The sequence below is a fragment of the Streptomyces amritsarensis genome (assembly GCF_001953875.1).
Lineage (GTDB): Bacteria > Actinomycetota > Actinomycetes > Streptomycetales > Streptomycetaceae > Streptomyces > Streptomyces amritsarensis.
In genome coordinates, this window is sequence record NZ_MQUR01000013.1 from 64,800 (window position 1) to 85,103 (window position 20,304).

The window sequence follows — 20,304 nt, forward strand, 5'->3', positions numbered from 1 at the left end:
GGGCCGGCCGGGCCTTCGGGGATGTCGCGGGTGGGGCGCGGGCTACGCGGCCTGGACCTCGCGCTCGACCTGCTTCGGGACGGCCGCCACCAGGTTGTGCGTGCAGGTGCGGACCGGCTTGGGACGGCGGCGGCCGGCGAACAGGCGCGGCAGGGCCAGCGTCACGAAGCCCTCGGCCTGCATCGCGGCGAAGCCGATGCGGGGCAGGTCGCGGGTGGCGCGGAAGACCACGAAGCGCGGCTCCCAGCGGGGGCGGAACTTCGCGTTGAACTTGTACAGCGACTCGATCTGGAACCAGCGGGAGAGGAAGACCAGCAGGCTGCGCCACATCCGCAGGACGGGGCCGGCGCCGATCTTCTCGCCGCGGGCCAGTGCCGAGCGGAACATCGCGAAGTTCAGCGAGACCCGCTCGATGCCCAGGGAGGGGGCGGCCTCCAGGGAGGCCACGATGAGCAGCTCGTTCATGCCGGGGTCGGCGCCGCGGTCACGGCGCATCAGCTCCAGCGACATGCCGTCCTTGCCCCACGGTACGAAGTGCTGGATGGCCTTCAGGTCGCCGAAGGGGCTGGTGTCGCCCTCCTCGACGCGGTGTGCGGTGGCGATGAAGCAGTCGCCGTCGCCCGGGTCGCCGACCCGGCCCAGGGCCATCGAGAAGCCGCGCTCGGTGTCGGTGCCGCGCCAGGCCTCGGCGGCGCCGCGGACCTGCTCCAGCTCCTCCTCGGTCAGCTCGCTGACCCGGCGGACCTTGGTGGTGTAGCCGTTGCGCTCGATGCGCTTCACCATTTGGCGGACGTTGCGCATGGCGCGGCCCGAAAGGGAGAAGTCTTTGACATCGACAATCGCCTCGTCACCCAGCTCCAGGGCGTCCAGGCCGGTCTCGCGGGTCCAGACCTCGCCGCCGGTCTCGCTGCAGCCCATGACGGCCGGCGTCCAGGCGTGGGCCTTGGCCTCCTCCATGAACCGCTCGATCGCGCCGGGCCACGCCTCGACGTCGCCGATGGGGTCGCCGGAGGCGAGCATCACGCCGGAGACGACGCGGTAGGTGACGGCGGCCTTGCCGCTGGGGGAGAAGACGACGGCCTTGTCGCGGCGGAGCGCGAAGTGGCCGAGGGAGTCGCGGCCGCCGTGCTTGGCGAGGAGGCCGCGCAGCTGGGCCTCGTCGTCGGCGGTGAGGCGGGCGGCCGGGTGCTCGGGGCGGAAGGCCAGGTAGATGGTGGTCAGCGCGGTCAGCATGCCGAGGGCGCCGAGGGAGTAGCCGACCGTCCAGGACACCCGGCCGGCGTAGGCGACGGGGCCCTCGTAGCCGAAGAGGCCCTGGATGACGTGGGAGAGCTGCTCCGAGAGGCCCGGGTTGCCGACGACCTTGCCCGGGTGGACGTTGACGATGACCAGTCCGAGGCCGATGGAGCCGGCGCTCATGAGGACGAAGTTCGCGAGTGCCTTCCAGCGGCTGCGCGGGTCGGGCAGCGCCCTGAATTCGCCCTGGTGGCGCAGGAGCAGCGCGAGGAGCACTGCCGCGATGACCACGCCGATGATCGAGTTGCGGTAGATGAACTGCGCCGCCGCGCCCGCCGGCAGCAGGACGACGGCGGCCCGCCAGGCGCGCCGCTTGTGCCGCTTGAGGCCGTGGGCGAGCAGCAGGAGCAGGACGCCCGCGCTGATCGAGAGGGCGGCCGCGAACGGGCCGAGGGAACCCGGCAGCACTTCGGTGACCGCGTGGATCCGGCTGTGCCGGAAGCGCGGGAAGACACCCGCCGCGATGTCCAGAAGGCCGACGATCGTGACGGCCGTACCTACCAGGCCGGGCACCGCCTCCGGCTGTGGGCCTCTGAGGATTCGGCGGATCCGGCTCGGAACCTGTCCCGACTTATCGCCATCTATCCTGCTAGACATCGCTTCCCGTTGCTCCGCGAGAGATCAAGTGGCCGAAGGCCGCGACAGCCTCCGGTGTGTGGTGCGTCCCTTAGGACGACAGCGGCGGGGAACGGGTTCACTCTTCCGCCGGAAATTTCCAGTCCTGCCATCAGAAAGTCGACTGACTGCTCATGGGTCTCACCAGTAATACGGTCCTGGCGCTGGCCGTCCTCGCCGGTGTGCTGCTGTTCGCCGCCACCATCTGGTTCTGGCCGAAGCTCTCCGGCCGCACCTGGCGTGCGTTCGCCGGCCGGATCGGGCTCCTGCTGGCGACCCAGCTGGCGCTGTTCTCGGCTGTGGGCCTCGCGGCCAACAAGTCGTTCCTGTTCTACGGTTCCTGGGCCGACCTGTTCGGCCAGGAGACGTCGATGGGCAAGGTCGTCGACCACTCGATGAGCAGCAAGGACATCAAGGTCGTCGACAAGCAGAAGCTGGACGTGCCCGGCGGCGCCAAGCCCCAGGTGGGCGGTCAGATCCTGAAGGTCGCCATATCCGGGCAGAAGTCGAAGATAACGAGCCCGGGCTACGTGTGGCTGCCGCCGGAGTACTTCCAGCCGCAGCACAAGGACGAGAACTTCCCCGTGTCCGTCGTCCTGACGGGCTACCCGGGCACCGCGGAGAACCTGATCAAAGGGCTCGACTACCCGATGAAGGCCTTCAGCCTGTCCAAGTCGGGCAAGATGAAGCCGATGATCCTGGTCATGCTGCGTCCGACGGTGGCGCCCCCGCGGGACACCGAGTGCGTCGACATCCCCGGCGGCCCGCAGACCGAGACCTTCTTCGGGGTGGACCTCCCGCAGGCCATCCAGGACACCTTCCGGGTCGGCAAGAAGCCCGAGAACATGGGCTTCATCGGCAACTCCACGGGCGGTTACTGCGCCCTGAAGATCGCCGCGCACTACCCGCAGACGTTCGGTGCCGCCGCGGGCCTGTCCGCCTACTACGACGCTCCCGACGACCCGACGACCGGTGACCTGTTCCACGGCGACGAGAAGCTGAAGAAGCGCGCGGACATCCTGCACGTGATGGAGAACAAGAAGCCGGCAGGTACGTCCTTCCTCGTCACCAGCAGCGAGAAGGGCGAGCCGAACCTCGCGGACACCAGGAAGTTCATCAAGAAGGTGCAGGGCCCGGACCGGGTCTCGTCCATCATCCTCGACAGCGGCGGCCACAACTTCAACACGTGGCGCCGTGAGATCCCGCCGATGCTGGTGTGGATGAGCGGCCGCATCCAGGCCTGACGGTCGTGCGGTGCGGCGGCCGGAGCAGGGGCCCGACCGGGAGGTCGGGCCCTTCGTCTCATCCCCTCCGCCTTCTCATGCCTCCTGCAACTGCGCCCGGCGCAGCGCCCGGTGGACACCCTCGGGAGTCAGTACGCCGGCCAGCTCGCCGGTGTCCGGGTCGGTGACGCCGATGCGGCCGGAGTCCTCCTGGAGCAGTGCGGCGAGCGCCTCGCGCAGCGTCGCGCCGAGCGCCACCGACGTCCGCGGCGGCTGCGGCCCCTCCGCCGGTGCCAGGTCGCCGGCCCCGAGCGTGGTGACGGCGAGCCGCTTGAGGCCGCGGTCGGCGCCGACGAAGGAGGCCACGTAGGGGGTGGCGGGGTCTCCCAGCACCGCCGCCGGCCGGTCGAACTGCTCGATGGTGCCCGTCCCGTAGACCGCGATGCGGTCGCCGAGCCGGATCGCCTCCTCCAGGTCGTGCGTGACCAGCAGGATCGTCTTGCGCACGGTCTTCTGCAGGGTCAGGAACTCGTTCTGGAGCCGCTCGCGCACCACCGGGTCCACCGCGCCGAAGGGTTCGTCCATCAGCAGCACCGGCGGATCGGCGGCGAGCGCGCGGGCGACGCCGACGCGCTGGCGCTGCCCGCCCGACAGCTGCTCCGGGTACCGGCCGCCGTACACCGACGGGTCCAGGCCCACCAGTTCGAGCAGCTCGGCCGCGCGGGCGCGGGCCGCGGCCCTGGGGGTGCCGATCAGCTGCGGCACGGTCGCGGTGTTCTCCAGCACGGTCTTGTGCGGGAAGAGCCCGACCTGCTGGATGACGTACCCGATGCGGCGGCGCAGCTCGACCGGGTCGGCGGCCGCGATGTCCTCACCGTCCAGCAGGATCCGGCCGGAGGTGGGGTCGATGAGCCGGTTGACCATCTTCATCGTGGTCGTCTTGCCGCAGCCGGACGGCCCGACCAGCGTGACGAGCTCTCCTTCCGCCACCTCGAAGGACAGGTCCTCGACGGCCGTCGTCCCGTCGGGGTAGCGCTTGGTCACATGCTCGAATCGGATCACGGACCCATCTTTCCCCACGGGCGCCGCCCGATTGTGAAGGGCGTGTTGCCCCCGTGCGAAGGATTCCGGCCATCGACTGCGAGGGGGGTTAGGGTCGTTCAAGGCCGGGTGATCGAGCGTGTGTGCGTGTGGAGACGGGGGGTGGGGCGCGTGTCGGGGCAGAACTGCCTGGTGGCGAACGACTGGATCTGCTGGGACTACGTCACCTCCCGCTCCCAGGAGCTCACCGATGCCACCGTCGAGCACGTGTGGATCACCGGCGCGTCCGTCCTGATCGGCCTGGTCGTGTCCGTGCCGCTCGCCCTGCTGGCCCGCCGCGGCAGGCGCTGGTCGGCGCCGGTGCTCACCTTCACCACCCTGCTCTACACGGTCCCCTCGCTGGCCATGTTCTCCCTTCTGCTGCCCGTCTTCGGGCTCTCGGCGGCGCTGGTCGTGACCGGTCTGGTGCTGTATTCGCTGACCATCCTGGTCCGCAACGCGCTGGCCGGCCTGGAGGCGGTCCCCGAGGAGGTGCGGGAGGCCGCGCGCGGCATGGGATACGGCCCGGGGCGGCTGCTGTGGCAGGTGGAACTGCCGCTGGCGCTGCCCGCGCTGCTCGCCGGCGTACGGATCGCCACGGTCTCGACGGTCGCGCTGACCACGGTCGGCTCCATCGTCGGCAAGGGCGGCCTCGGCAACCTCATCGCGCCCGCGGTGAACAGCTCCTTCAAGGCGCAGGTCCTCACCGCGTCGGTGCTGTGCGTGCTGCTGGCGCTCGTCGCGGACCTGCTGCTGCTCGGCCTGCAGCGGCTGCTCACGCCGTGGACGCGGGCCGGCGTCCGGCCGGCCGGCCGTGCGAAGGGGGCCTGACCCATGGGTGTGGCGGCAGGGGCCTGGGAGTGGCTCGCGAGCGGCGCCAACTGGTCCGGGGAGAACGGTGTGTGGCACCGGCTCGGCGAGCACGTCTACGTCAGCGGGCTCGCCCTGGCGATCGCCTGCGCGATCGCGCTGCCCGTCGGCCTGTACCTCGGCCACCTCGGCCGGGGCGGAACCCTCGCGGTCAACGTCTCCAACGCCGGTCGGGCCGTTCCGGTCTTCGCGGTGCTGGCGCTCTTCATGGTCTCCCCGCTGCGCAACGCGGGCTACCTGCCGACGGTCGCCGCCCTCGTGCTGTTCGCCGTCCCGCCGCTGCTGACCAACGCCTACGTCGGCATGCGCGGGGTGGACCGTTCGGTGGTGGAGGCCGCCCGCGGGATGGGCATGTCCGGCGGGCAGCTCTTCTGGCGGGTGGAACTCCCGCTCGCGCGCGGCCTGGTGATGACCGGGCTGCGTTCGGGCTCCGTGCAGGTCATCGCCACGGCCACGATCGCCGCCATGGTCGGGCAGGGCGGCCTCGGCCGGATCATCACCGCCGGCTTCAACACCTACAACACCCCGCAGGTCGTCGCCGGGGCCCTGCTCGTGGCCGCCCTGGCCCTGCTGGTGGAGGGCGTACTGGTGGCGGCGGAACGGCTGCTGCCCCGGACCGGCGCCCACCGCTGATTCCCGTCCCCCTTCTCGAACGGAGCAACTCCATGACCAAGTCCACGCGCGCCCTCGGCGCGTCCCTGGGCGTCCTGGCCCTGACGGTGTCGCTGGCCGCGTGCGGCGGCGACAGCCTGGAGAAGAGCAAGGACGCAGGCTCCTCCGCCGCCCCGGCCGCGGGCGGCAAGGGCAGCCTGGTGATCGGCGCGGCCGGGTTCACCGAGTCGAACGTGCTGGCGGAGCTGTACGCGCAGGTCCTGGGGGACGCGGGCTACAGCACGTCCGTCAAGACGGTCAACAACCGGGAGCTGTACGAGCCGTCGCTGGAGAAGGGCGAGATCGACGTCGTCCCCGAGTACGCGGCCACGCTCGCGGAGTTCCTGAACGCCAAGGTGAACGGCCCCAAGGCGCCCGAGGAGAAGCCGGTCGCGTCGAGCGACGTCGCGGCGACGGTGGCGGGCCTGGAGAAGCTCGCGGCCCCGCTCGGGCTGAAGGTGCTGCCCGCGGGCTCGGCGGTCGACCAGAACGCATTCGCGGTGACCAAGGAATTCGCCGAGAAGAACAACCTCAAGTCGCTTTCCGATCTTGGCAAGTCGGGGCTGAAGGTGAAGATCGCGGCGGGCGACGAATGCGCCGTGCGGCCCTTCTGCGGTCCGGGGCTGACCGCAAGATACGGAATTCAGGTTTCCGGGATTGACCCGAAGGGCGTCGGCACCCCGCAGGCCAAGCAGGCGGTCAAGGACGGCGTCGACCAGCTCGTGCTCACCACGACCACGGACGCCACCCTCGACAGCTTCGGCCTGGTCCTGCTGGAGGACGACAAGAAGCTCCAGAACGCCGACAACGTCCTGCCCGTGGTCAACGCCAAGGACGCCGGAGCCCCCGAGATCGCGGCTGCGCTCGACAGGCTGACGAAGGTGCTCACGACCGCGGACCTGGTCGACCTGAACCGGAAGGTGGACGCCGAGCGCGCCAAGCCGGCCGACGTCGCGAAGGCCTACCTGGAGTCGAAGGGCCTTGTGAAGAAGTAGTGCCTACTGGTTGATGGAGAAATGTGGGGTAACTGCCCGGGAACAGATTGCCGGGTGGGTACCCCATACGACCTCTACGCACTGTAAATTTCAGGCCATGCCCCGTGGACGCCACCGCAATCCCGAACCCCTGCACCGGCTGCTCACGCCGACGGCCGTCGCCGGTGTATCCGTCATCAGCGCCGGCGCCGCCTGGCTGCTGGCCGGCCCCGACGACGCCACCGCGCTGAGGCTGCTCGTGGCGCTCGCCGCGGCCGCCGGGATCGCCGGCGCCGTCGTGATGCGAGCCTGGGACCGCAGTGCGGGCCGCAGGGTCGCGGAACTCGCCCGTGAGCGGGTCAAGGACGAGTGGCGCACCGAGGAGCGGATAGCCGAGCTGGAGTCCGACCTCGAAGAGGCCCGGATGCTGCGGGCCAGGCTCGACGCCAAGCTGCGCGCCAAGCGCGTCGAACTGGCGGGCCTGCGGGGCGAGCACGCGGCGCTGCTGCGCCGGTACGCCACGGCCGAGACCGAGCGCGCCAGCGCTCTGGAGAAGCGTCGGCTGCTGGCCATCGAGGCCTCGTCGAGCACGGCCGGGGCCGACCCCAAGCAGCTCCCGGCCGTCTCCGAGGAGCGCACCTCGGCGGGCGCACCCACCTCGGTCGGCTATGCCCGGGCCCACGCGGCCATGGCGGCGCTGGCCCGCAAGGCCCAGGAGCGGGCGCTGCCGAAGGCGCGGGCGGTGGGGGAGCTGCCCGCGTCGGCCACGGCCACCGCCACCTCGGTCCCGGCCCGCCGGCAGGCGGCCGCCGTGGCCCCGTACGCGGCCCAGCGGCGTACGGCCTCCCGTGTGGAGGGCGGCTTCGACTTCTTCGGCACCAAGAACTCGGCGCAGGCGCGTGCGGCGATCGAGGCGGTGCAGAACGAGGACCTGGCCGACGTGGTGGGAGCGGAGGCCCTCGCCGTGCACAAGGCGGAGTCCGCGCAGGAGACGGCCGAGCCGGAGTTCAAGCCGCCGACCGACGAGACCCGCGCGGTGGGCCAGGTCATCGACCTGACGGCGCACGACGAGACCGAGCCGATCGACGTGGTCCGGCTGCGCACCGCGATCTCGTAGTCTGCGCCCCGCGCCGTACCGCCCCGCCCGGCGCCGTCCCGCCCTTCCCGCTCGCCTCGGGCTGCCCGTCCTGACCTGGCCGGCCCCGGTGCCCGCCGGTCAGGGACCGTACGAGGCCACCAGTCGGGCCAGGTGGCGGCCCGCCGTCAGGAGCGGGGTCCGGCTTTGGGTGACCTGTGAGGTCATTTCCGCGCCCTCCAGGGTGTTGACCACGGTGACCGCCAGATCGCGCGCCTCCTGCTCCGGGTAGCCGGACGCCAGGAGCTTCGCGGCGACCAGCTCCTGCCAGTGGGCGAAGGCCCGGGCGCAGGCCGCCTGCACATCGGGCAGGCGGCCCACCGTCTCCAGGGCGGTGGCCGTCACCGGGCAGCCGTCGCGCCAGTCGGACGCCTCCAGGGCCTCCGCGAGCAGGCCGGTGACCGCCTCGACAGCCTCCGCCGGGTCCGGGCGGGCGGCGAGCCCCGCCCGCAGGAGCGCGGCGAACTCCTCGTCGCCGAAGTGGATCGCGGCCACCGCGAGCTCCTGCTTGCCGCCCGGGAAGAAGTGGTACAGCGAGCCCAGGGTGGCCTGCGCCTCGCGGACCAGCTGTTTGACCGGGGTGTTCTCGTAGCCGCCGTGCTGCATGAGGCGGGAGGCGGTGCGGACCAGCCGCTCGCGCGTTCCCAGCTCTGTCTTCGTCCCTGTCGCTGCCATGGACGGATCCTACCCGGAGGATTGGATAGAGCGTTCGTTCTAGTCCCGTGCTACGGTCGTGCCGAGCGCTGGATAGAGCGTTCTTTCTACTCACGATGCCTGGGGGAGAGCTCCATGAACACCACCAAGGTCACCGTCGTCGGCCTGGGCCCCATGGGCCGGGCCATGGCCGCCGCCTACCTCGACGCCGGCTACGAGGTCACCGTCTGGAACCGCAGCGCCGGCAAGGACACCGAGCTCGTCGCCCGCGGCGCGCACCGCGCGGCGGACGTCGCCGAAGCCGTCACCGCGAGTCCGCTGGTCGTGCTCAGCCTGATCGACGTCGAGGCCATGTACGGCACCCTCGGCGAGGCCGACCTCACCGGCCGTGTGCTCGCCAACCTCTCCTCCGACCTCCCGGACAAGGCCCGCGCGGCCGCACGGTGGGCCGAGGAGCGCGGGGCCGCGTACCTCACGGGCGGGGTCAACGTGCCGCCCGCCGGCATCGGACAGGAAGGGTCCTCGATCTTCGTCAGCGGCCCGCGGGAGGTCTACGAGGAGCACCGGCCGGCACTCGACCTGCTCGCCGCCACCGACTACCGCGGCGCCGACCCCGGCTACGCGCAGCTCTACTACCAGCTCAACATGATCCTCTTCTGGACCGCCTACACGGGCTGGTACCAGGCGGTCGCCGTGGCCCGCGCCAACGGCCTGACGGCGTCGGACATCCTGCCCTACGCCGGGTACACCGCCGACACCATGCGCGGCTTCTACACCGAGAGCGCCGCGCTCGTCGACGCCGACGACCACAGCGGCGTGGACCAGCGCCTGGCGATGTGCGCCGCCAGCGTCGAGCACGTCCTGCACACCGCGGCCGACTCCGGCGTGGACACCTCGATCCTGGCCGCGCACGCGGAGCTGTACCGCCGCGGGGTCGAGGCGGGCTACGGCGCCGAGAGCAGCTCGCGGCTGATCGGACTGCTGGCCGCCGAGGCGGCCTGAGCGCGGGCGGGCCGGCGCCTCAGAACAGCGGCAGCTGCCCGGGGAACTCGGGCAGGACGAAGCCGTCCAGCGTCGGCGCGGAGGCGCCGATCACCACCCGCGCGCGGGATCCCGGGCAGGACACCAGATCCGCGCGGTCCCGCGCGGCGGGCGGGTCGTGGCGGGCGATGCGGCCGGCGGTGACGGCGCAGTCGCGGCCGCAGGCGGGGCAGGCCCGGCGGGGGGAGTGGGACATGCGCCAAGTCTGCCCTGCCGCACCGACATCAGGCCCGCGCCGGCTCCGCACCCGCCCGCCGCCGGCTCAGCCACACCTCGTGGACCCGTTCCACCCGGGCCCACAGGGCGGCCCGGTCGGCCGGGGTCAGGTCGCCGAGGTCCAGCTCGAAGAGCCCGCCCAGGACCGCGAGGAGTTCCTCCGGCCCGGACAGCACCCGCTCGTGCGCCTGCCGCCCGTGCTCCAGCCGGGTCAGGACCTTGCCGCGCAGGCTGTCCGCGCCGCCCGCGTCGCGGCGGAACACCGCGAAGACCCGCACGAAGGGCGACTCCTCGTTCGTGGACAGCCACGCGTGCATGGCCTCGAAATCGGCCGTCGTGGCCGGGGCGTCGCGGAAGTTCATCCGTGGCGCGCCTCCCGCAGAGGTGAAGAAGGACCAGCCGGGGCCCTCGCCCTCCAGTGGGTCCAGCCGTTCCAGGGAGTAGGTGAAACCATTCTGCTCGTAGGTGCCGGCTCGCAGCGGCAGCGGCTCGTAGGGGCCCATGTCCCCGAGCCCGGCGTCCACCCAGTACTCGGCGCCCCCGACGCGTACGGTCAGCGCGAGGTGGTCGCCCCGGACCGCCCGCGACGCGGCGTCGGAGTTCACCGCGCCGAGGTGCCGGGTCACCTCGTAGCCCAGGGACTCCAGGAGCAGGGCGAAGGCACCGTTCAGATGGAAGCAGTAGCCGCCCCGCCCCGCGGCGAACCGCCGCACCGACAGCTCGGGGTCGATGCCCGGCGGCCGGCCGAGCTGGATGTCGATGTTCTCGTAGGCGATGCGCTCCAGGTGCGCGCGCTGGAGCGCGAACAGGCCCTCCGCGCTGGGGGCGCCGAGGGCGGGTTCGGCGACGCCGAGGCGGCGCAAGTAGCCGTCGAAGAAGTCCGGTGTCATCCGGCCAGGCTAAGGGCTGGTGTCCGCTACTCCTTTTGAATTACGGCTACTTGTCGATGTCGCCGACCACGAAGAAGAGCGAGCCCAGGATCGACACCATGTCCGCGACCAGCTGCCCCGGCAGCAGCACGGCCAGCGCCTGGATGTTGTTGTAGGAGGCGCTGCGCAGCTTCAGCCGGTACGGGGTCTTCTCGCCCTTCGAGACCAGGTAGTAGCCGTTGATGCCCAGCGGGTTCTCGGTCCAGGCGTAGGTGTGCCCCTCCGGCGCCTTCAGGACCTTGGGCAGACGCTGGTTGACCGGCCCCGGCGGGAGCTCCTCCATCCGGTCCAGGCAGGCCACGGCGAGGTCGAGGGAGTTGTGGGTCTGGTCCAGCAGGCACTCGAAGCGGGCCAGGCAGTCGCCCTCGGTGCGGGTGACCACCTTCAGGACGTCCTGGAGCTCTCCGTAGGCCAGGTACGGCTCGTCCCGCCGCAGGTCGAAGTCGACGCCGGAGGCGCGGGCGATGGGGCCGGAGACACCGTAGGCGTGCACGGCCTCCGCGGACAGCACCCCGACACCGCGGGTACGGCCGCGGAAGATCTCGTTCCCGTGGACGAGCCTGTCGTAGACGTCCATCCGGGTGCGGACGTCGGCGATCGCGGCGCGGGCCCGGCCCAGCCAGCCGGCCGGGAGGTCCTCCTTGAGGCCGCCGACACGGTTGAACATGTAGTGCATGCGGCCGCCGGAGATCTCCTCCATGACGGCCTGGAGCTCCTCACGCTCGCGGAACGCGTGGAAGATCGGGGTGATACCGCCCAGTTCGAGCGGGTACGAACCGAGGAACATCAGGTGGTTCAGCACCCGGTTCAGCTCGGCCAGCAGGGTCCGCATCCACACGGCCCGCTCGGGGACCTCCATGCCGAGCATCCGCTCGACCGCCATGACGACACCGAGCTCGTTGGAGAACGCCGACAGCCAGTCGTGGCGGTTCGCCAGCATGACGATCTGCCGGTAGTCACGGGCCTCGAAGAGCTTCTCGGCGCCGCGGTGCATGTACCCGACCACCGGTTCGGCGCTGGCGATCCGCTCGCCGTCCAGGACGAGGCGCAGGCGCAGCACGCCGTGCGTGGAAGGGTGCTGGGGGCCGATGTTGAGCACCATGTCGGTGCTCTCCGCCGCTCCGCCGATGCCGACCGTGGTCTCCGTCATGCGGGCATTGTCTCAGTCCTAAGGTGGGGGGATGGATACGGGGACGAAGGGTGGGACGGGCGAGCCCGGCTGGGTCGGGCTGCCGGGCGGGCTGCTCAGGCTGCGGCGGACGCTGCTCGCGTTCTGGTGCGCTCTGTTCGCGGTGGCCACGGGGCTGCTGCTCGGCCTGCTCGTGGGCCCGGCATGGGCGGCGGTGGGGGCGTTCTGGCTCGCCGCGGGGGTCTGGGGCTGGGTGCTCATCGGCCGCAACTGGCGCTCCTGGCGGTACGCGGAGCGCGCGGACGACCTCCTGATCAGCCGCGGGGTGCTGTGGCGGGAGCAGACCGTGGTCCCGTACGGCCGGATGCAGCTGGTCGAGGTCACCTCCGGCCCGGTGGAGCGGCGCTTCGGCCTGGCCTCCCTCCAACTGCACACGGCGGCGGCCGCCACCGACGCCCGGATCCCGGGCCTGGTGCCGGCCGAGGCGGAGCGGCTGCGTGACCGCCTCGCCGCGCTCGGCGAGGCAAGGTCGGCGGGCCTGTGACCGCCGGTCCGGTGGGCGACGGGGCTGCGGACGGCGGGGCGAGCGGTCCGGGTCCGGTGGGCGACGGGGCTGCGGGCGGCGGGGCGAGCGGTCCGGGTCCGGGGGACGGCGGTCCGGGTGCCCCGGTGGCGGGAGGCGGCGGGCCGGTGGCCGAGCGACGGCTGCACCCCTTCACACCGCTGCGCCGCGCCTGGGTGCCCATCGCCGCGACCGTCGGCATCCTCGCCCAGCAGGGCGACCGGGCGGCGCGCTGGATGGCGGACCTGTCCACGCCCCTGCGGCTGGTGACGCTGGTCGGCGTGGTCCTGGTGTTCGGCGTGTACGGGTTCCTGAGCTGGTGGTTCACCCACTACGCGGTGACCGACACCGAACTGCGCATCCGGACCGGGCTGCTCTTCCGCCGCACCGCGCACATCCGGCTGGACCGGCTCCAGGCCGTGGACGTCACCCGGCCGCTGCTGGCCCGGCTGACCGGAGTCGCGAGCCTGCGGCTCGACGTGATCGGCACCGAGGAGAAGGACCGGTTGGCGTTCCTCGGCGAGAAGGAGGCCGTCGCCCTGCGCGCCGAGCTCCTGGCCCGCGCCGCGGGCTTCGCCCCCGAGGAGGCGGTGCGCCTCGGCGAGGCACCGCAGCGCGAACTCCTGCGGGTGGCCCCGCGCGAGCTCGCCGTGTCGTTGGTGCTCAGCCTCGGCGTCTGGGCCGCGCTGGCCGGCGGGATCGTCGCGCCGTTCTTCGTGTGGTGGATCAGCTCCAGCCCGTGGGCGGCCGTCGTCACCCTGCTCCCGATGCTGGGCGCGGTGTGGGCGGCCACCGTCGGCCGCTTCCTCACCGAGTACGACTGGCGGGTCGCGGAGTCCCCGGACGGGCTGCGCCTGGACCACGGAATGCTGGATCGGGCCCACGAGACCGTGCCGCCGGGGCGCGTGCAGACCGTACGGATCGTGGAGCCGCTGCTGTGGCGGCGCAGCGACCGGGTCCGCGTGGAGCTGGCCGTGGCCGGATCGAAGAACGAGGTCCTGGTGCCGGTGGCCTCCCGGGCCGCCGCGTACGCCGTGATCGCCCGGGTCCTGCCCGGGGTGGACCTGGCGGGCCTGTCCTTCTCGGGCTCCCCCGACACCGGGTCGCGCTGGGTGGTCCCGGTGTGGTGGAAGGGCTACGCCCTGGCGCTGTCCCCGGAGGTGTTCGCCGCCCGGCACGGCCGCCTGTGCCGCCGTACGGAGATCGTCCCGCACGCCAAGGTGCAGAGCGTCCGGTTCACCCAGGGCCCGTGGGCCCGCGCCCGTGGTGTCGCCGACGTCCATGTGGACACCGGCGCGAACGGCACGGTGACCGCCCGGCTGCGGGCGGCCGCCGAGGCCGCGCAGCTCCTGCACGACCAGGCCGCCCGCTCCCACACCTCCCGCGCGACGGCCCGCCCGGACCGCTGGATGACCTCCCCGGACCCCGACGCCTGACCCTGCCCCGCCCGGCACCCGCCGGCCCGGCACCCGCCGGCCCGGCACCCGCCAGCCCGGGCCCCTCGGCCCGGGCCTCCGGCGGCGGGGCAGGCGCCTCGGGGCGCCCGGCGGACCGGGGCCGGGTCCGGACAACCCGGCACGTCGGCCCTGATCACGCCGTACCGGCTAGCCGGCTCCGCCGCCCGCGCGGACCAGGCCCGTTTCGTAGGCCAGGACCACCACCTGGACCCGGTCGCGCAGGCCCAGCTTGGTCAGGATGCGGCCCACGTGGGTCTTCACCGTGGCCTCCGACAGGACCAGCCGCGCCGCGATCTCGCCGTTCGACAGCCCCTGCGCCACCAGCAGCATGACCTCGCGCTCGCGCTCCGTCAGCCGCTCGATCTCCTTGTGCTCCGGCTCCTGCGTCGTCGTCGGCAGCATCGGCGCGAAGCGGTCCAGCAGGCGCCGCGTCGTGGACGGGGCCACCACCGCGTCCCCGCTGTGCACCGAGCGGATGGCGCCCAGCAGTTCGGCCGGCGGCACGTCCTTCAGCATGAAGCCGCTCGCGCCCGCCTTCAGGCCCGAGAAGGCGTACTCGTCCAGGTCGAAGGTGGTCAGGATGATCACCTTCGGGTGCTCCGCCGGCTCGCAGATCCGCCGCGTCGCCTCGACACCGTCGAGCCTCGGCATGCGGACGTCCATCAGCACCACGTCCACCTTCGTGGCCCGCAGCACCTCCAGCGCCTCCAGGCCGTCACCCGCCTCGGCGACGACCTCCATGTCCGGCTGGGCGGCGAGCACCATGCGGAAGCCCGTGCGCAGCAGGACCTGGTCGTCGACCAGCATCACTCGGATGGACATCAGTTACCTCGTCCTCGTCATCTCTTCTTCAGGGGCAGCAGTGCGCTGATCCGGAAGCCGCCACCGGGCCGCGGTCCCGCGTCCAGGGTTCCGCCGACCATACCGATCCGCTCGCGCATGCCGATCAGCCCGTGTCCGGCGCCGTCCGCGCCGCCGTCCTGGTACAGCTCGTGGGCGGCGCCCCGGCCGTCGTCCTCGACGAGCAGGCCGAGCCCGTCGTCGAAATAGACCAGCCGGACGCTGGCCTTCGCCTCGGGCCCGCCGTGCTTGCGGGTGTTGGTCAGGGCCTCCTGCACGATCCGGTACGCCGTCAGCTCGACACCGCTGGGCAGGGGCCGCGGGGCGCCCTCGACCGCGAAGTCCACCGTGAGCCCGGCCGCCCGTACCTGCTCGACCAGGACCTCGATCTGCTCGACGTCGGGCTGCGGCACGTAGTCCTCGGACTCCTGCGGCTCGCCCGTGCGCAACACGCCGAGCAGCCGGCGCATCTCGGCGAGGGCCTGGCGGCCGGTGCCGGAGATGGTCTGGAGGGCCTCCTTGGCCTGCTCGGGGGCCACGTCCATGACGTACGCGGCGCCGTCCGCCTGCACCACCATCACCGAGACGTTGTGCGCGACGACGTCGTGCAGCTCGCGGGCGATCCGGGCACGCTCGGCGGCCACGGCCACCTTGGACTGGGCCTCGCGCTCCTTCTCCAGCCGCTGGTTGCGCTCCACCAGCTGGGCGTAATAGGCCCGCCGGGTCCGCAGGGAGTCGCCCAGCACCCAGGCCAGGACGAAGGGGACGATCATGAAGATGGCGAAGAGGACGTTGTCGACGTCGTTGGCGCCCTTGTCCACGCCGTACCGCAGGAAGTACAGCGGCGCGGCCGCCAGCCCCCAGCCCAGCGCGGTGCGCGACACCCAGCGCGGGACCTCGCTCGCGGCGACCGTGTAGAGGATCACGAACATGGCGATGTCGTAGAAGCCGGCGACGATCCCCGCGCCCAGCTGGAGCAGGCCCGCCCCGAGGGTGAGCCAGAACATCGCCTGCGTCCACTTGCGGCGCAGGGCCAGGGCCGTGCTCAGAGCGATCACCACCGGAACGGCGACGATCTTCAGGGGCCGGCTGATGTCGGGCTCGCCCGTGACGTTCAGCATCGAGACCCCGAAGAAGAGCACAGCCCAGAAGCTGTCGACGCCCGTCGGGTGTCTGCGGAGGAAGTCGTAGAGGCGCTGCACGTAACCCAGAGTAGGGAACGGAGATAGGTGCTGGAGTCAACCAGAGGTCCGAACCTGACACCGGGGACATACTCCCCAAGGTGGAGGGTGAGCATAGCCTTCGGTGATGAGCACTCCAGGTGGACCCGGCGCGGCGGTCCGGTGGCGCAGCGCGATGGAAGCCGCGCTGTACGGGCCCGACGGCTTCTACGTACGCCCCGCGGGGCCGGGGCCGGCCGGCCACTTCCGTACGTCCGTGCACGCCTCCGCCCTGTACGCGGGGGCCGTGGCCCGGCTGCTGCGGTGGGTGGACGCGGAACTCGGGCAGCCGGCGCAGCTCGACCTCGTCGACGTGGGGGCCGGGCGGGCGGAGCTGCTGACCGGGGTGCTCGCCGCGCTGGACCCGCGGACGGCCGCGCGCGTGCGCCCGTACGCCGTGGAGCGGGCGGCGCGGCCCGAGGGGCTCGACGCGCGGATCCGCTGGACCGCAGAGGTGCCCGAGAGGGTGACGGGGCTGCTCTTCGCCAACGAATGGTTGGACAACGTCCCCCTCGACGTCGCCGAGGACGGGCATTACGTCCTGGTCGCGCCGGACGGTACGGAGAGCCGGGGCGGCCCGCTGGAGGACGCCGACCGGGCCTGGCTGGAGCGCTGGTGGCCGGGCGGCGGCCGCGCGGAGATCGGCCGTCCGCGCGACGAGGCCTGGGCCGCAGCCGCGGGGAGCCTGGAGCGGGGCCTGGCGGTGGCGGTGGACTACGCCCACACCCGGAGCGGCCGGCCCCCGTTCGGCACCCTGACGGGCTTCCGCGGCGGCCGGGAGGTCCCGCCGGTCCCCGACGGCAGCTGCGACGTCACCGCCCACGTGGCGTTGGACGCCTGCGCCGGGCCGGGAGCGGTGCTGCTGACGCAGGCCGAGGCCCTGACCGCCCTCGGGATCTCCGGCGCCCGGCCCCCGCTCGCCCTGGCCTCCTCGGACCCGGCGGCCTACGTACGCGCCCTGGCCTCGGCCGGCGAGGCGGCGGAGCTGACCTCCCGCTCCGGCCTCGGCGCCTTCGGCTGGCTGGTGCAGCCGGTGGGTGTGCGGGCGTGGCCGTGGGACGGGCCCGGCGGGAGCTGACGCACACGGAGCGCGGGAGCGCCCCCGAGGCCTCCTACAGCCGCTTCGCGCTGCGCAGGGTCGTCGCGTAGTAGCCGTTGCCGTCGAGGCGCGAGGTGCCGCCCTTGTCGCCGATGGTCGGGCCGTTGGCCTCCTCCCGGCTGGAGATGAAGATCTTGTGGCCGTCGGTGTCCGTGCCCAGGTAGATGCCCGTGTGGTCGAGGCGGTCCCCGGTGCGCGCGTCGAGCTTGAAGAACAGCAGGTCGCCCGGCTGGATGACGTCGATGTTCACGGGCCGGTCCTGCGCGCCGACGCCCTTGAGGGGGAGGATGTCGGTGCCCAGGGTGGCGCGGGCCATGCCGTTCGCGGTCCGCGGCAGACCGGCGCCGGCCTTGTCGCCGGACAGGAGCGGGTACCGGGCGCGGTATCCGAAGACGGCGCGGACGAAGCCGGAGCAGTCCATCGACCGGTACCGGGCGGTCTGGGGCTGCTTCTTGGTGCCGTCGCGGAAGGTGTACGGCGTGCCGAGGTAGTCGTAGAAGTCCGACTGCTCCAGGCGCAGGTCGCTGCCGGCCGAGCCGTTGGGGTTGAGCGGCCCGAAGGAGGCGTCGCCCGCGTACGAGGTGCCCTGCGCGTCCTTCTTCACCGGAGCCTGGTCGCCGTACTGGAACGCCATCGCGAAGATGTCGTCCTCCTGGCTGCCGAAGTACTTCTTGAACCACTCCTTGAACCACGACTCGTTCTCCGCGCCCGCCTTCCACGGCTCCGGCATGAGGCGTACCCAGTTCTCGGTCACGACCCGGGTCGTGGTGTTCGCCGGCTCGGTGAAGGTGCGGCTGGGCCCGGTGAGAGTGGCGGTGCGGGCGCCGTCGGTGAAGGTGGCCAGCACCTGCCCGCTGCCGTCGCGCACCACCGACCGGTCGGGGCTGGAGAGCCGTTCCCACTTGTGGGCACCGGCCTCGCCCGAGCCGGCCATGATCTGTCCGTCGACGACCTGGACGGCGGGTGCCTTGGCCTGCTCCTGCGCGCGGAGCGTGTAGGTGAGGTAGCCGCTGCCCGCGAGCAGGGCGATCAGAATCACCGCGTGCAGTGCGGAACGTGTGCGGCTCTTCGACTTGGCGGTCATGCGAGGGGCTCCGGAGCGGTTGGGGAGGGGCACGGCGCGGGCGCGGTGGTGGACGGCCTGGGGGCTAGGCGGCCGGCATGACGCCGAGCAGGATGCCGGCGGTCAGCACGACGTACGTCATGAGCGTGGTGCTGCCGGTGGCGAGCAGGGTGGCCCCCTTCGGCTGGCGGACCAGCTGGTAGCCGATCAGGCCGGGCACGATGAAGCCGAGGGTCTGGTTCGCGTAGAGGAGGGGGAACTCCATCTGGAGCACGATCACCACGGTGGCCTGGAGCAGGACGCCGAGCAGCACGACGGCCGCGAACAGCCGCTTGCCGTAGAGGATCACGAAGCGCTGCACGACCAGCGTGAGCGCGTACGTGGCGACGGTCACGCCGACCACGAGGGCGGCCCGCTGGAGGTCCTCCAGGAGGGTCAGCGCCAGCCAGCCCGGGGTGATCATTCCGCCGGGGGAGAGGTTGGTGGTGAGGTAGCAGACGAGCGAGAACAGCAGACCCAGGGCTATGCCGATCGCGGCGATCTCGGGGGTGAGGACGGCGGGGATCAACGGGGTTCTCCTGGGGTGTGCCGTTGCCCCTGCGGGGGGCTCGGGTGGATCTGCGGCCGCGGCTGTTGCTGTTGCTGCTGCTGCTGCGGCCAGGCCGGTACGGGCGTGGCGGCGCGGATGCCGTGCGGGTCGGGGGCGGGGGCGGGGGCCTGCGGGCGCGGACCCTGGCCGTGCGGGCCCTGCGGGTACGGGACCCGGCCGTAGGGGCCCTGGCCGTACGGGACCTGCGTGTCGGGGGCGGGGCCCTGGGGGTGCGGGACCTGGGGGTACGGGACCTGGCCGTGCGGGCTTTGCACGTCGGCGGCGGGGCCCTGCGCGTACGGGACCTGCGCGTACGGGCTCCGCGTGTGGGGGACCGGGGCGTACGGGTCGGCGTCGTACGGACTTCGCGCGTACGGGTCCTGGCCGTACGCGGCGTCCGCGTGCGGGGGGAAGGCCTGGTCGGCCCGGACCGCCGGGTCGGCCTCCCGCGCGGGGCCGCCGTCCTCGGAGTCGGCCGCCTCGTCCGCCGGCAGCTCGGCGAGGTGCTCCAGCAGCACCTCGCCCTGGCCGTGGATGTTGCCGATGGCGACGAGCGAGGAGCTGGGACCGAGGTGCCCCAGCAGCTCCTGCATGAACTCCTCGCCGTCGCGGTGGTCGCCGCCGAGGTCGACGGCGCGGTCGCGCCACTCGGCCGGGATCGCGTCGATGGCGCTCTTGGCGGGGTGGCCGATCACGAAGACCTTGTCCGGCCGCAGTTCGGGGATGATCGCGCCCATCTGGCCGTTGCGCTCGACCCGGTCGGGCCGGCAGTTGATCACCACGCTCAGGGGGCGGTCCACCGCACCCAGGTCCAGCAGCTGGTTGATGTTCATCAGCGTCGACTCGGGGTCGTTCGCCGCGAAGACGTTGGCGAACCGCAGCCGCTTCCCGCCGGGGGCCAGATACCGCTCGACCGAGAGCACACCCGGGTCCGGCGGGGCCTCGTACATCCCGCGCAGGGCGGTCTCCCGGTCGACGCCGAGCAGCTCGGCGACCAGCAGCGCGATGGCGACGTTCTCCTTGAAGGTGAACCAGCTGAAGCCGCGCAGCTCCTCGTCGCTGACGGTGTCGGGGTCGGCGTAGAGCAGCCGGCAGTCGCGGGCGTCGGCCTCCTCCTTCAGGACGTCGAAGCGCTCCTTCTCGGCGGTGACGCAGATTCCGCCGTACGGCATCGACCGGGACAGGGAGCGCGCGATGTCGTCGAGGGTCGGGCCCATCTCCGCGACGTGGTCCTCGCGGACGTTGCACAGGACGCCGATGGTCGACTGGATCAGCTTGGACTGGTTGATCTCCTGGAGCGCGGGCATGACCGCCATGCACTCCATGACGAGCGCGTCGGGGCGGTAGGCGGAGGCGCGCCGCACGATGCCGATCTGCTCCACGACGTTGGCGATGCCGAACTTGCGGTAGACCGGCTCCTCGGTGGCGTCGGGGTGGATGAACCGGGCTGCGGTGCCGGTGGTCTTGGCGACGGTGGTCAGACCGCCGCCGCGCAGCGCCCCCGCGCACAGCCGGGTGATGGAGCTCTTGCCGCGGATGCCGTTGACCAGCACCCGGTTCGGTATGCGGTGCAGGCTGGCGAAGTGCCGCCGCTGTTCCACAATGCCCGCGACGAGCATGATCGCGCAGCAGGCGAGCAGCACGCAGTAGAGGAAGAGCAC

At 72.3% G+C, this 20,304-nt stretch carries 20 protein-coding genes; 9 read left to right on the forward strand and 11 right to left on the reverse strand.

What is annotated here, in order from left to right; all coding sequences use genetic code 11:
• Positions 1–42 precede the first annotated feature (42 nt).
• Positions 43–1,893 (reverse strand): phosphatidylglycerol lysyltransferase domain-containing protein, encoded by a 1,851-nt coding sequence (locus AVW11_RS08625; RefSeq protein ID WP_030846007.1) that lies wholly within the window; start codon positions 1,891–1,893, stop codon positions 43–45.
• 152 nt (positions 1,894–2,045) lie between these two features.
• Between AVW11_RS08625 and AVW11_RS08630 the strand changes: the two genes are divergently transcribed.
• Positions 2,046–3,155: an alpha/beta hydrolase gene (locus tag AVW11_RS08630; protein WP_030846009.1), complete on the forward strand. Its 1,110-nt coding sequence runs from the start codon at positions 2,046–2,048 to the stop codon at positions 3,153–3,155.
• Between the two features lie 75 nt (positions 3,156–3,230).
• On the opposite strand, the gene AVW11_RS08635 is transcribed toward AVW11_RS08630, so the two are convergent.
• Positions 3,231–4,196, reverse strand: coding sequence for an ABC transporter ATP-binding protein (locus AVW11_RS08635; RefSeq protein ID WP_060176997.1), 966 nt, complete (start codon positions 4,194–4,196; stop codon positions 3,231–3,233).
• A 150-nt stretch (positions 4,197–4,346) separates the two neighbouring features.
• Between AVW11_RS08635 and AVW11_RS08640 the strand changes: the two genes are divergently transcribed.
• The 4 genes from AVW11_RS08640 to AVW11_RS08655 all read left to right on the forward strand — a co-directional run bounded on the left by AVW11_RS08640 (position 4,347) and on the right by AVW11_RS08655 (position 7,826).
• Positions 4,347–5,045 carry an ABC transporter permease gene (locus AVW11_RS08640; protein WP_030846012.1) on the forward strand — a complete coding sequence of 233 codons (699 nt, stop codon included), beginning with the start codon at positions 4,347–4,349 and terminating at the stop codon, positions 5,043–5,045.
• Positions 5,046–5,048: 3 nt separating this feature from the next.
• On the forward strand, positions 5,049–5,717 hold the full coding sequence (locus AVW11_RS08645) for an ABC transporter permease (protein WP_060176996.1): 669 nt from the start codon (positions 5,049–5,051) through the stop codon (positions 5,715–5,717).
• 32 nt (positions 5,718–5,749) lie between these two features.
• Positions 5,750–6,730 carry an ABC transporter substrate-binding protein gene (locus tag AVW11_RS08650; protein WP_030846016.1) on the forward strand — a complete coding sequence of 327 codons (981 nt, stop codon included), beginning with the start codon at positions 5,750–5,752 and terminating at the stop codon, positions 6,728–6,730.
• Positions 6,731–6,827: 97 nt separating this feature from the next.
• Positions 6,828–7,826, forward strand: a complete 999-nt coding sequence (locus AVW11_RS08655) for a hypothetical protein (protein WP_206281890.1) — start codon at positions 6,828–6,830, stop codon at positions 7,824–7,826.
• A gap of 99 nt (positions 7,827–7,925) precedes the next feature.
• On the opposite strand, the gene AVW11_RS08660 is transcribed toward AVW11_RS08655, so the two are convergent.
• Positions 7,926–8,519, reverse strand: coding sequence for a TetR/AcrR family transcriptional regulator (locus AVW11_RS08660; RefSeq protein WP_030846022.1), 594 nt, complete (start codon positions 8,517–8,519; stop codon positions 7,926–7,928).
• Positions 8,520–8,618: 99 nt separating this feature from the next.
• Here AVW11_RS08660 and AVW11_RS08665 point away from each other — a divergent pair, with 99 nt between their 5' ends.
• Complete coding sequence (locus AVW11_RS08665; protein ID WP_420856371.1) at positions 8,619–9,500, forward strand: NAD(P)-dependent oxidoreductase; 882 nt, start codon at positions 8,619–8,621, stop codon at positions 9,498–9,500.
• A 19-nt stretch (positions 9,501–9,519) separates the two neighbouring features.
• Here the strand turns inward: AVW11_RS08665 and AVW11_RS08670 are convergent, their stop codons facing one another.
• The 3 genes from AVW11_RS08670 to AVW11_RS08680 are packed head-to-tail and all read right to left on the reverse strand — an operon-like array spanning position 9,520 to position 11,834.
• On the reverse strand, positions 9,520–9,735 hold the full coding sequence (locus AVW11_RS08670; RefSeq protein WP_076043685.1) for a hypothetical protein: 216 nt from the start codon (positions 9,733–9,735) through the stop codon (positions 9,520–9,522).
• A gap of 28 nt (positions 9,736–9,763) precedes the next feature.
• Positions 9,764–10,645 carry an arylamine N-acetyltransferase family protein gene (locus AVW11_RS08675; protein WP_030846031.1) on the reverse strand — a complete coding sequence of 294 codons (882 nt, stop codon included), beginning with the start codon at positions 10,643–10,645 and terminating at the stop codon, positions 9,764–9,766.
• A gap of 46 nt (positions 10,646–10,691) precedes the next feature.
• Positions 10,692–11,834, reverse strand: coding sequence for an NADH-quinone oxidoreductase subunit D (locus AVW11_RS08680; protein ID WP_076043686.1), 1,143 nt, complete (start codon positions 11,832–11,834; stop codon positions 10,692–10,694).
• A 31-nt stretch (positions 11,835–11,865) separates the two neighbouring features.
• On the opposite strand from AVW11_RS08680, the gene AVW11_RS08685 reads away from it, so the two are divergent.
• A complete protein-coding gene (locus tag AVW11_RS08685) occupies positions 11,866–12,357 on the forward strand; it encodes a PH domain-containing protein (protein WP_060176993.1) in 492 nt (163 codons plus the stop codon).
• Between the two features lie 146 nt (positions 12,358–12,503).
• Positions 12,504–13,811, forward strand: a complete 1,308-nt coding sequence (locus tag AVW11_RS08690) for a PH domain-containing protein (RefSeq protein WP_420856370.1) — start codon at positions 12,504–12,506, stop codon at positions 13,809–13,811.
• Positions 13,812–13,979: 168 nt separating this feature from the next.
• On the opposite strand, the gene AVW11_RS08695 is transcribed toward AVW11_RS08690, so the two are convergent.
• Together AVW11_RS08695 and AVW11_RS08700 are read right to left on the reverse strand one after the other, a co-directional pair.
• The gene (locus AVW11_RS08695) at positions 13,980–14,654 is read right to left on the reverse strand and encodes a response regulator transcription factor (RefSeq protein ID WP_030846041.1); all 675 of its coding nucleotides are present in this window, start codon (positions 14,652–14,654) and stop codon (positions 13,980–13,982) included.
• A 17-nt stretch (positions 14,655–14,671) separates the two neighbouring features.
• A complete protein-coding gene (locus AVW11_RS08700) occupies positions 14,672–15,874 on the reverse strand; it encodes a sensor histidine kinase (RefSeq protein WP_030846044.1) in 1,203 nt (400 codons plus the stop codon).
• Positions 15,875–15,980: 106 nt separating this feature from the next.
• On the opposite strand from AVW11_RS08700, the gene AVW11_RS08705 reads away from it, so the two are divergent.
• Positions 15,981–16,970: an SAM-dependent methyltransferase gene (locus tag AVW11_RS08705; RefSeq protein WP_076043687.1), complete on the forward strand. Its 990-nt coding sequence runs from the start codon at positions 15,981–15,983 to the stop codon at positions 16,968–16,970.
• A gap of 34 nt (positions 16,971–17,004) precedes the next feature.
• Here AVW11_RS08705 and AVW11_RS08710 read toward each other — a convergent pair whose 3' ends face one another.
• From AVW11_RS08710 to pgsB, 3 genes are all read right to left on the reverse strand, one after another.
• A complete protein-coding gene (locus tag AVW11_RS08710; protein ID WP_060176991.1) occupies positions 17,005–18,075 on the reverse strand; it encodes a C40 family peptidase in 1,071 nt (356 codons plus the stop codon).
• A 64-nt stretch (positions 18,076–18,139) separates the two neighbouring features.
• Positions 18,140–18,622, reverse strand: coding sequence for a poly-gamma-glutamate biosynthesis protein PgsC/CapC (locus AVW11_RS08715; RefSeq protein ID WP_030028214.1), 483 nt, complete (start codon positions 18,620–18,622; stop codon positions 18,140–18,142).
• Positions 18,619–20,304 (reverse strand): poly-gamma-glutamate synthase PgsB, encoded by a 1,686-nt coding sequence (pgsB, locus tag AVW11_RS08720; protein ID WP_076043688.1) that lies wholly within the window; start codon positions 20,302–20,304, stop codon positions 18,619–18,621. The genes AVW11_RS08715 and pgsB overlap by 4 nt, the downstream gene beginning before the upstream one ends.

Excerpts from the sequence above, each read along its gene's own strand:
- AVW11_RS08625 (WP_030846007.1), bottom strand. The coding sequence starts at position 1,893 with ATGTCTAGCAGGATAGATGGCGATAAGTCGGGACAGGTTCCGAGCCGG.
- AVW11_RS08630 (WP_030846009.1), top strand. The coding sequence starts at position 2,046 with ATGGGTCTCACCAGTAATACGGTCCTGGCGCTGGCCGTCCTCGCCGGT.
- AVW11_RS08645 (WP_060176996.1), top strand. The coding sequence starts at position 5,049 with ATGGGTGTGGCGGCAGGGGCCTGGGAGTGGCTCGCGAGCGGCGCCAAC.
- AVW11_RS08650 (WP_030846016.1), top strand. The coding sequence starts at position 5,750 with ATGACCAAGTCCACGCGCGCCCTCGGCGCGTCCCTGGGCGTCCTGGCC.
- AVW11_RS08655 (WP_206281890.1), top strand. The coding sequence starts at position 6,828 with ATGCCCCGTGGACGCCACCGCAATCCCGAACCCCTGCACCGGCTGCTC.
- AVW11_RS08660 (WP_030846022.1), bottom strand. The coding sequence starts at position 8,519 with ATGGCAGCGACAGGGACGAAGACAGAGCTGGGAACGCGCGAGCGGCTG.
- AVW11_RS08670 (WP_076043685.1), bottom strand. The coding sequence starts at position 9,735 with ATGTCCCACTCCCCCCGCCGGGCCTGCCCCGCCTGCGGCCGCGACTGC.
- AVW11_RS08675 (WP_030846031.1), bottom strand. The coding sequence starts at position 10,645 with ATGACACCGGACTTCTTCGACGGCTACTTGCGCCGCCTCGGCGTCGCC.
- AVW11_RS08680 (WP_076043686.1), bottom strand. The coding sequence starts at position 11,834 with ATGACGGAGACCACGGTCGGCATCGGCGGAGCGGCGGAGAGCACCGAC.
- AVW11_RS08685 (WP_060176993.1), top strand. The coding sequence starts at position 11,866 with ATGGATACGGGGACGAAGGGTGGGACGGGCGAGCCCGGCTGGGTCGGG.
- AVW11_RS08695 (WP_030846041.1), bottom strand. The coding sequence starts at position 14,654 with ATGTCCATCCGAGTGATGCTGGTCGACGACCAGGTCCTGCTGCGCACG.
- AVW11_RS08705 (WP_076043687.1), top strand. The coding sequence starts at position 15,981 with ATGAGCACTCCAGGTGGACCCGGCGCGGCGGTCCGGTGGCGCAGCGCG.
- AVW11_RS08710 (WP_060176991.1), bottom strand. The coding sequence starts at position 18,075 with ATGACCGCCAAGTCGAAGAGCCGCACACGTTCCGCACTGCACGCGGTG.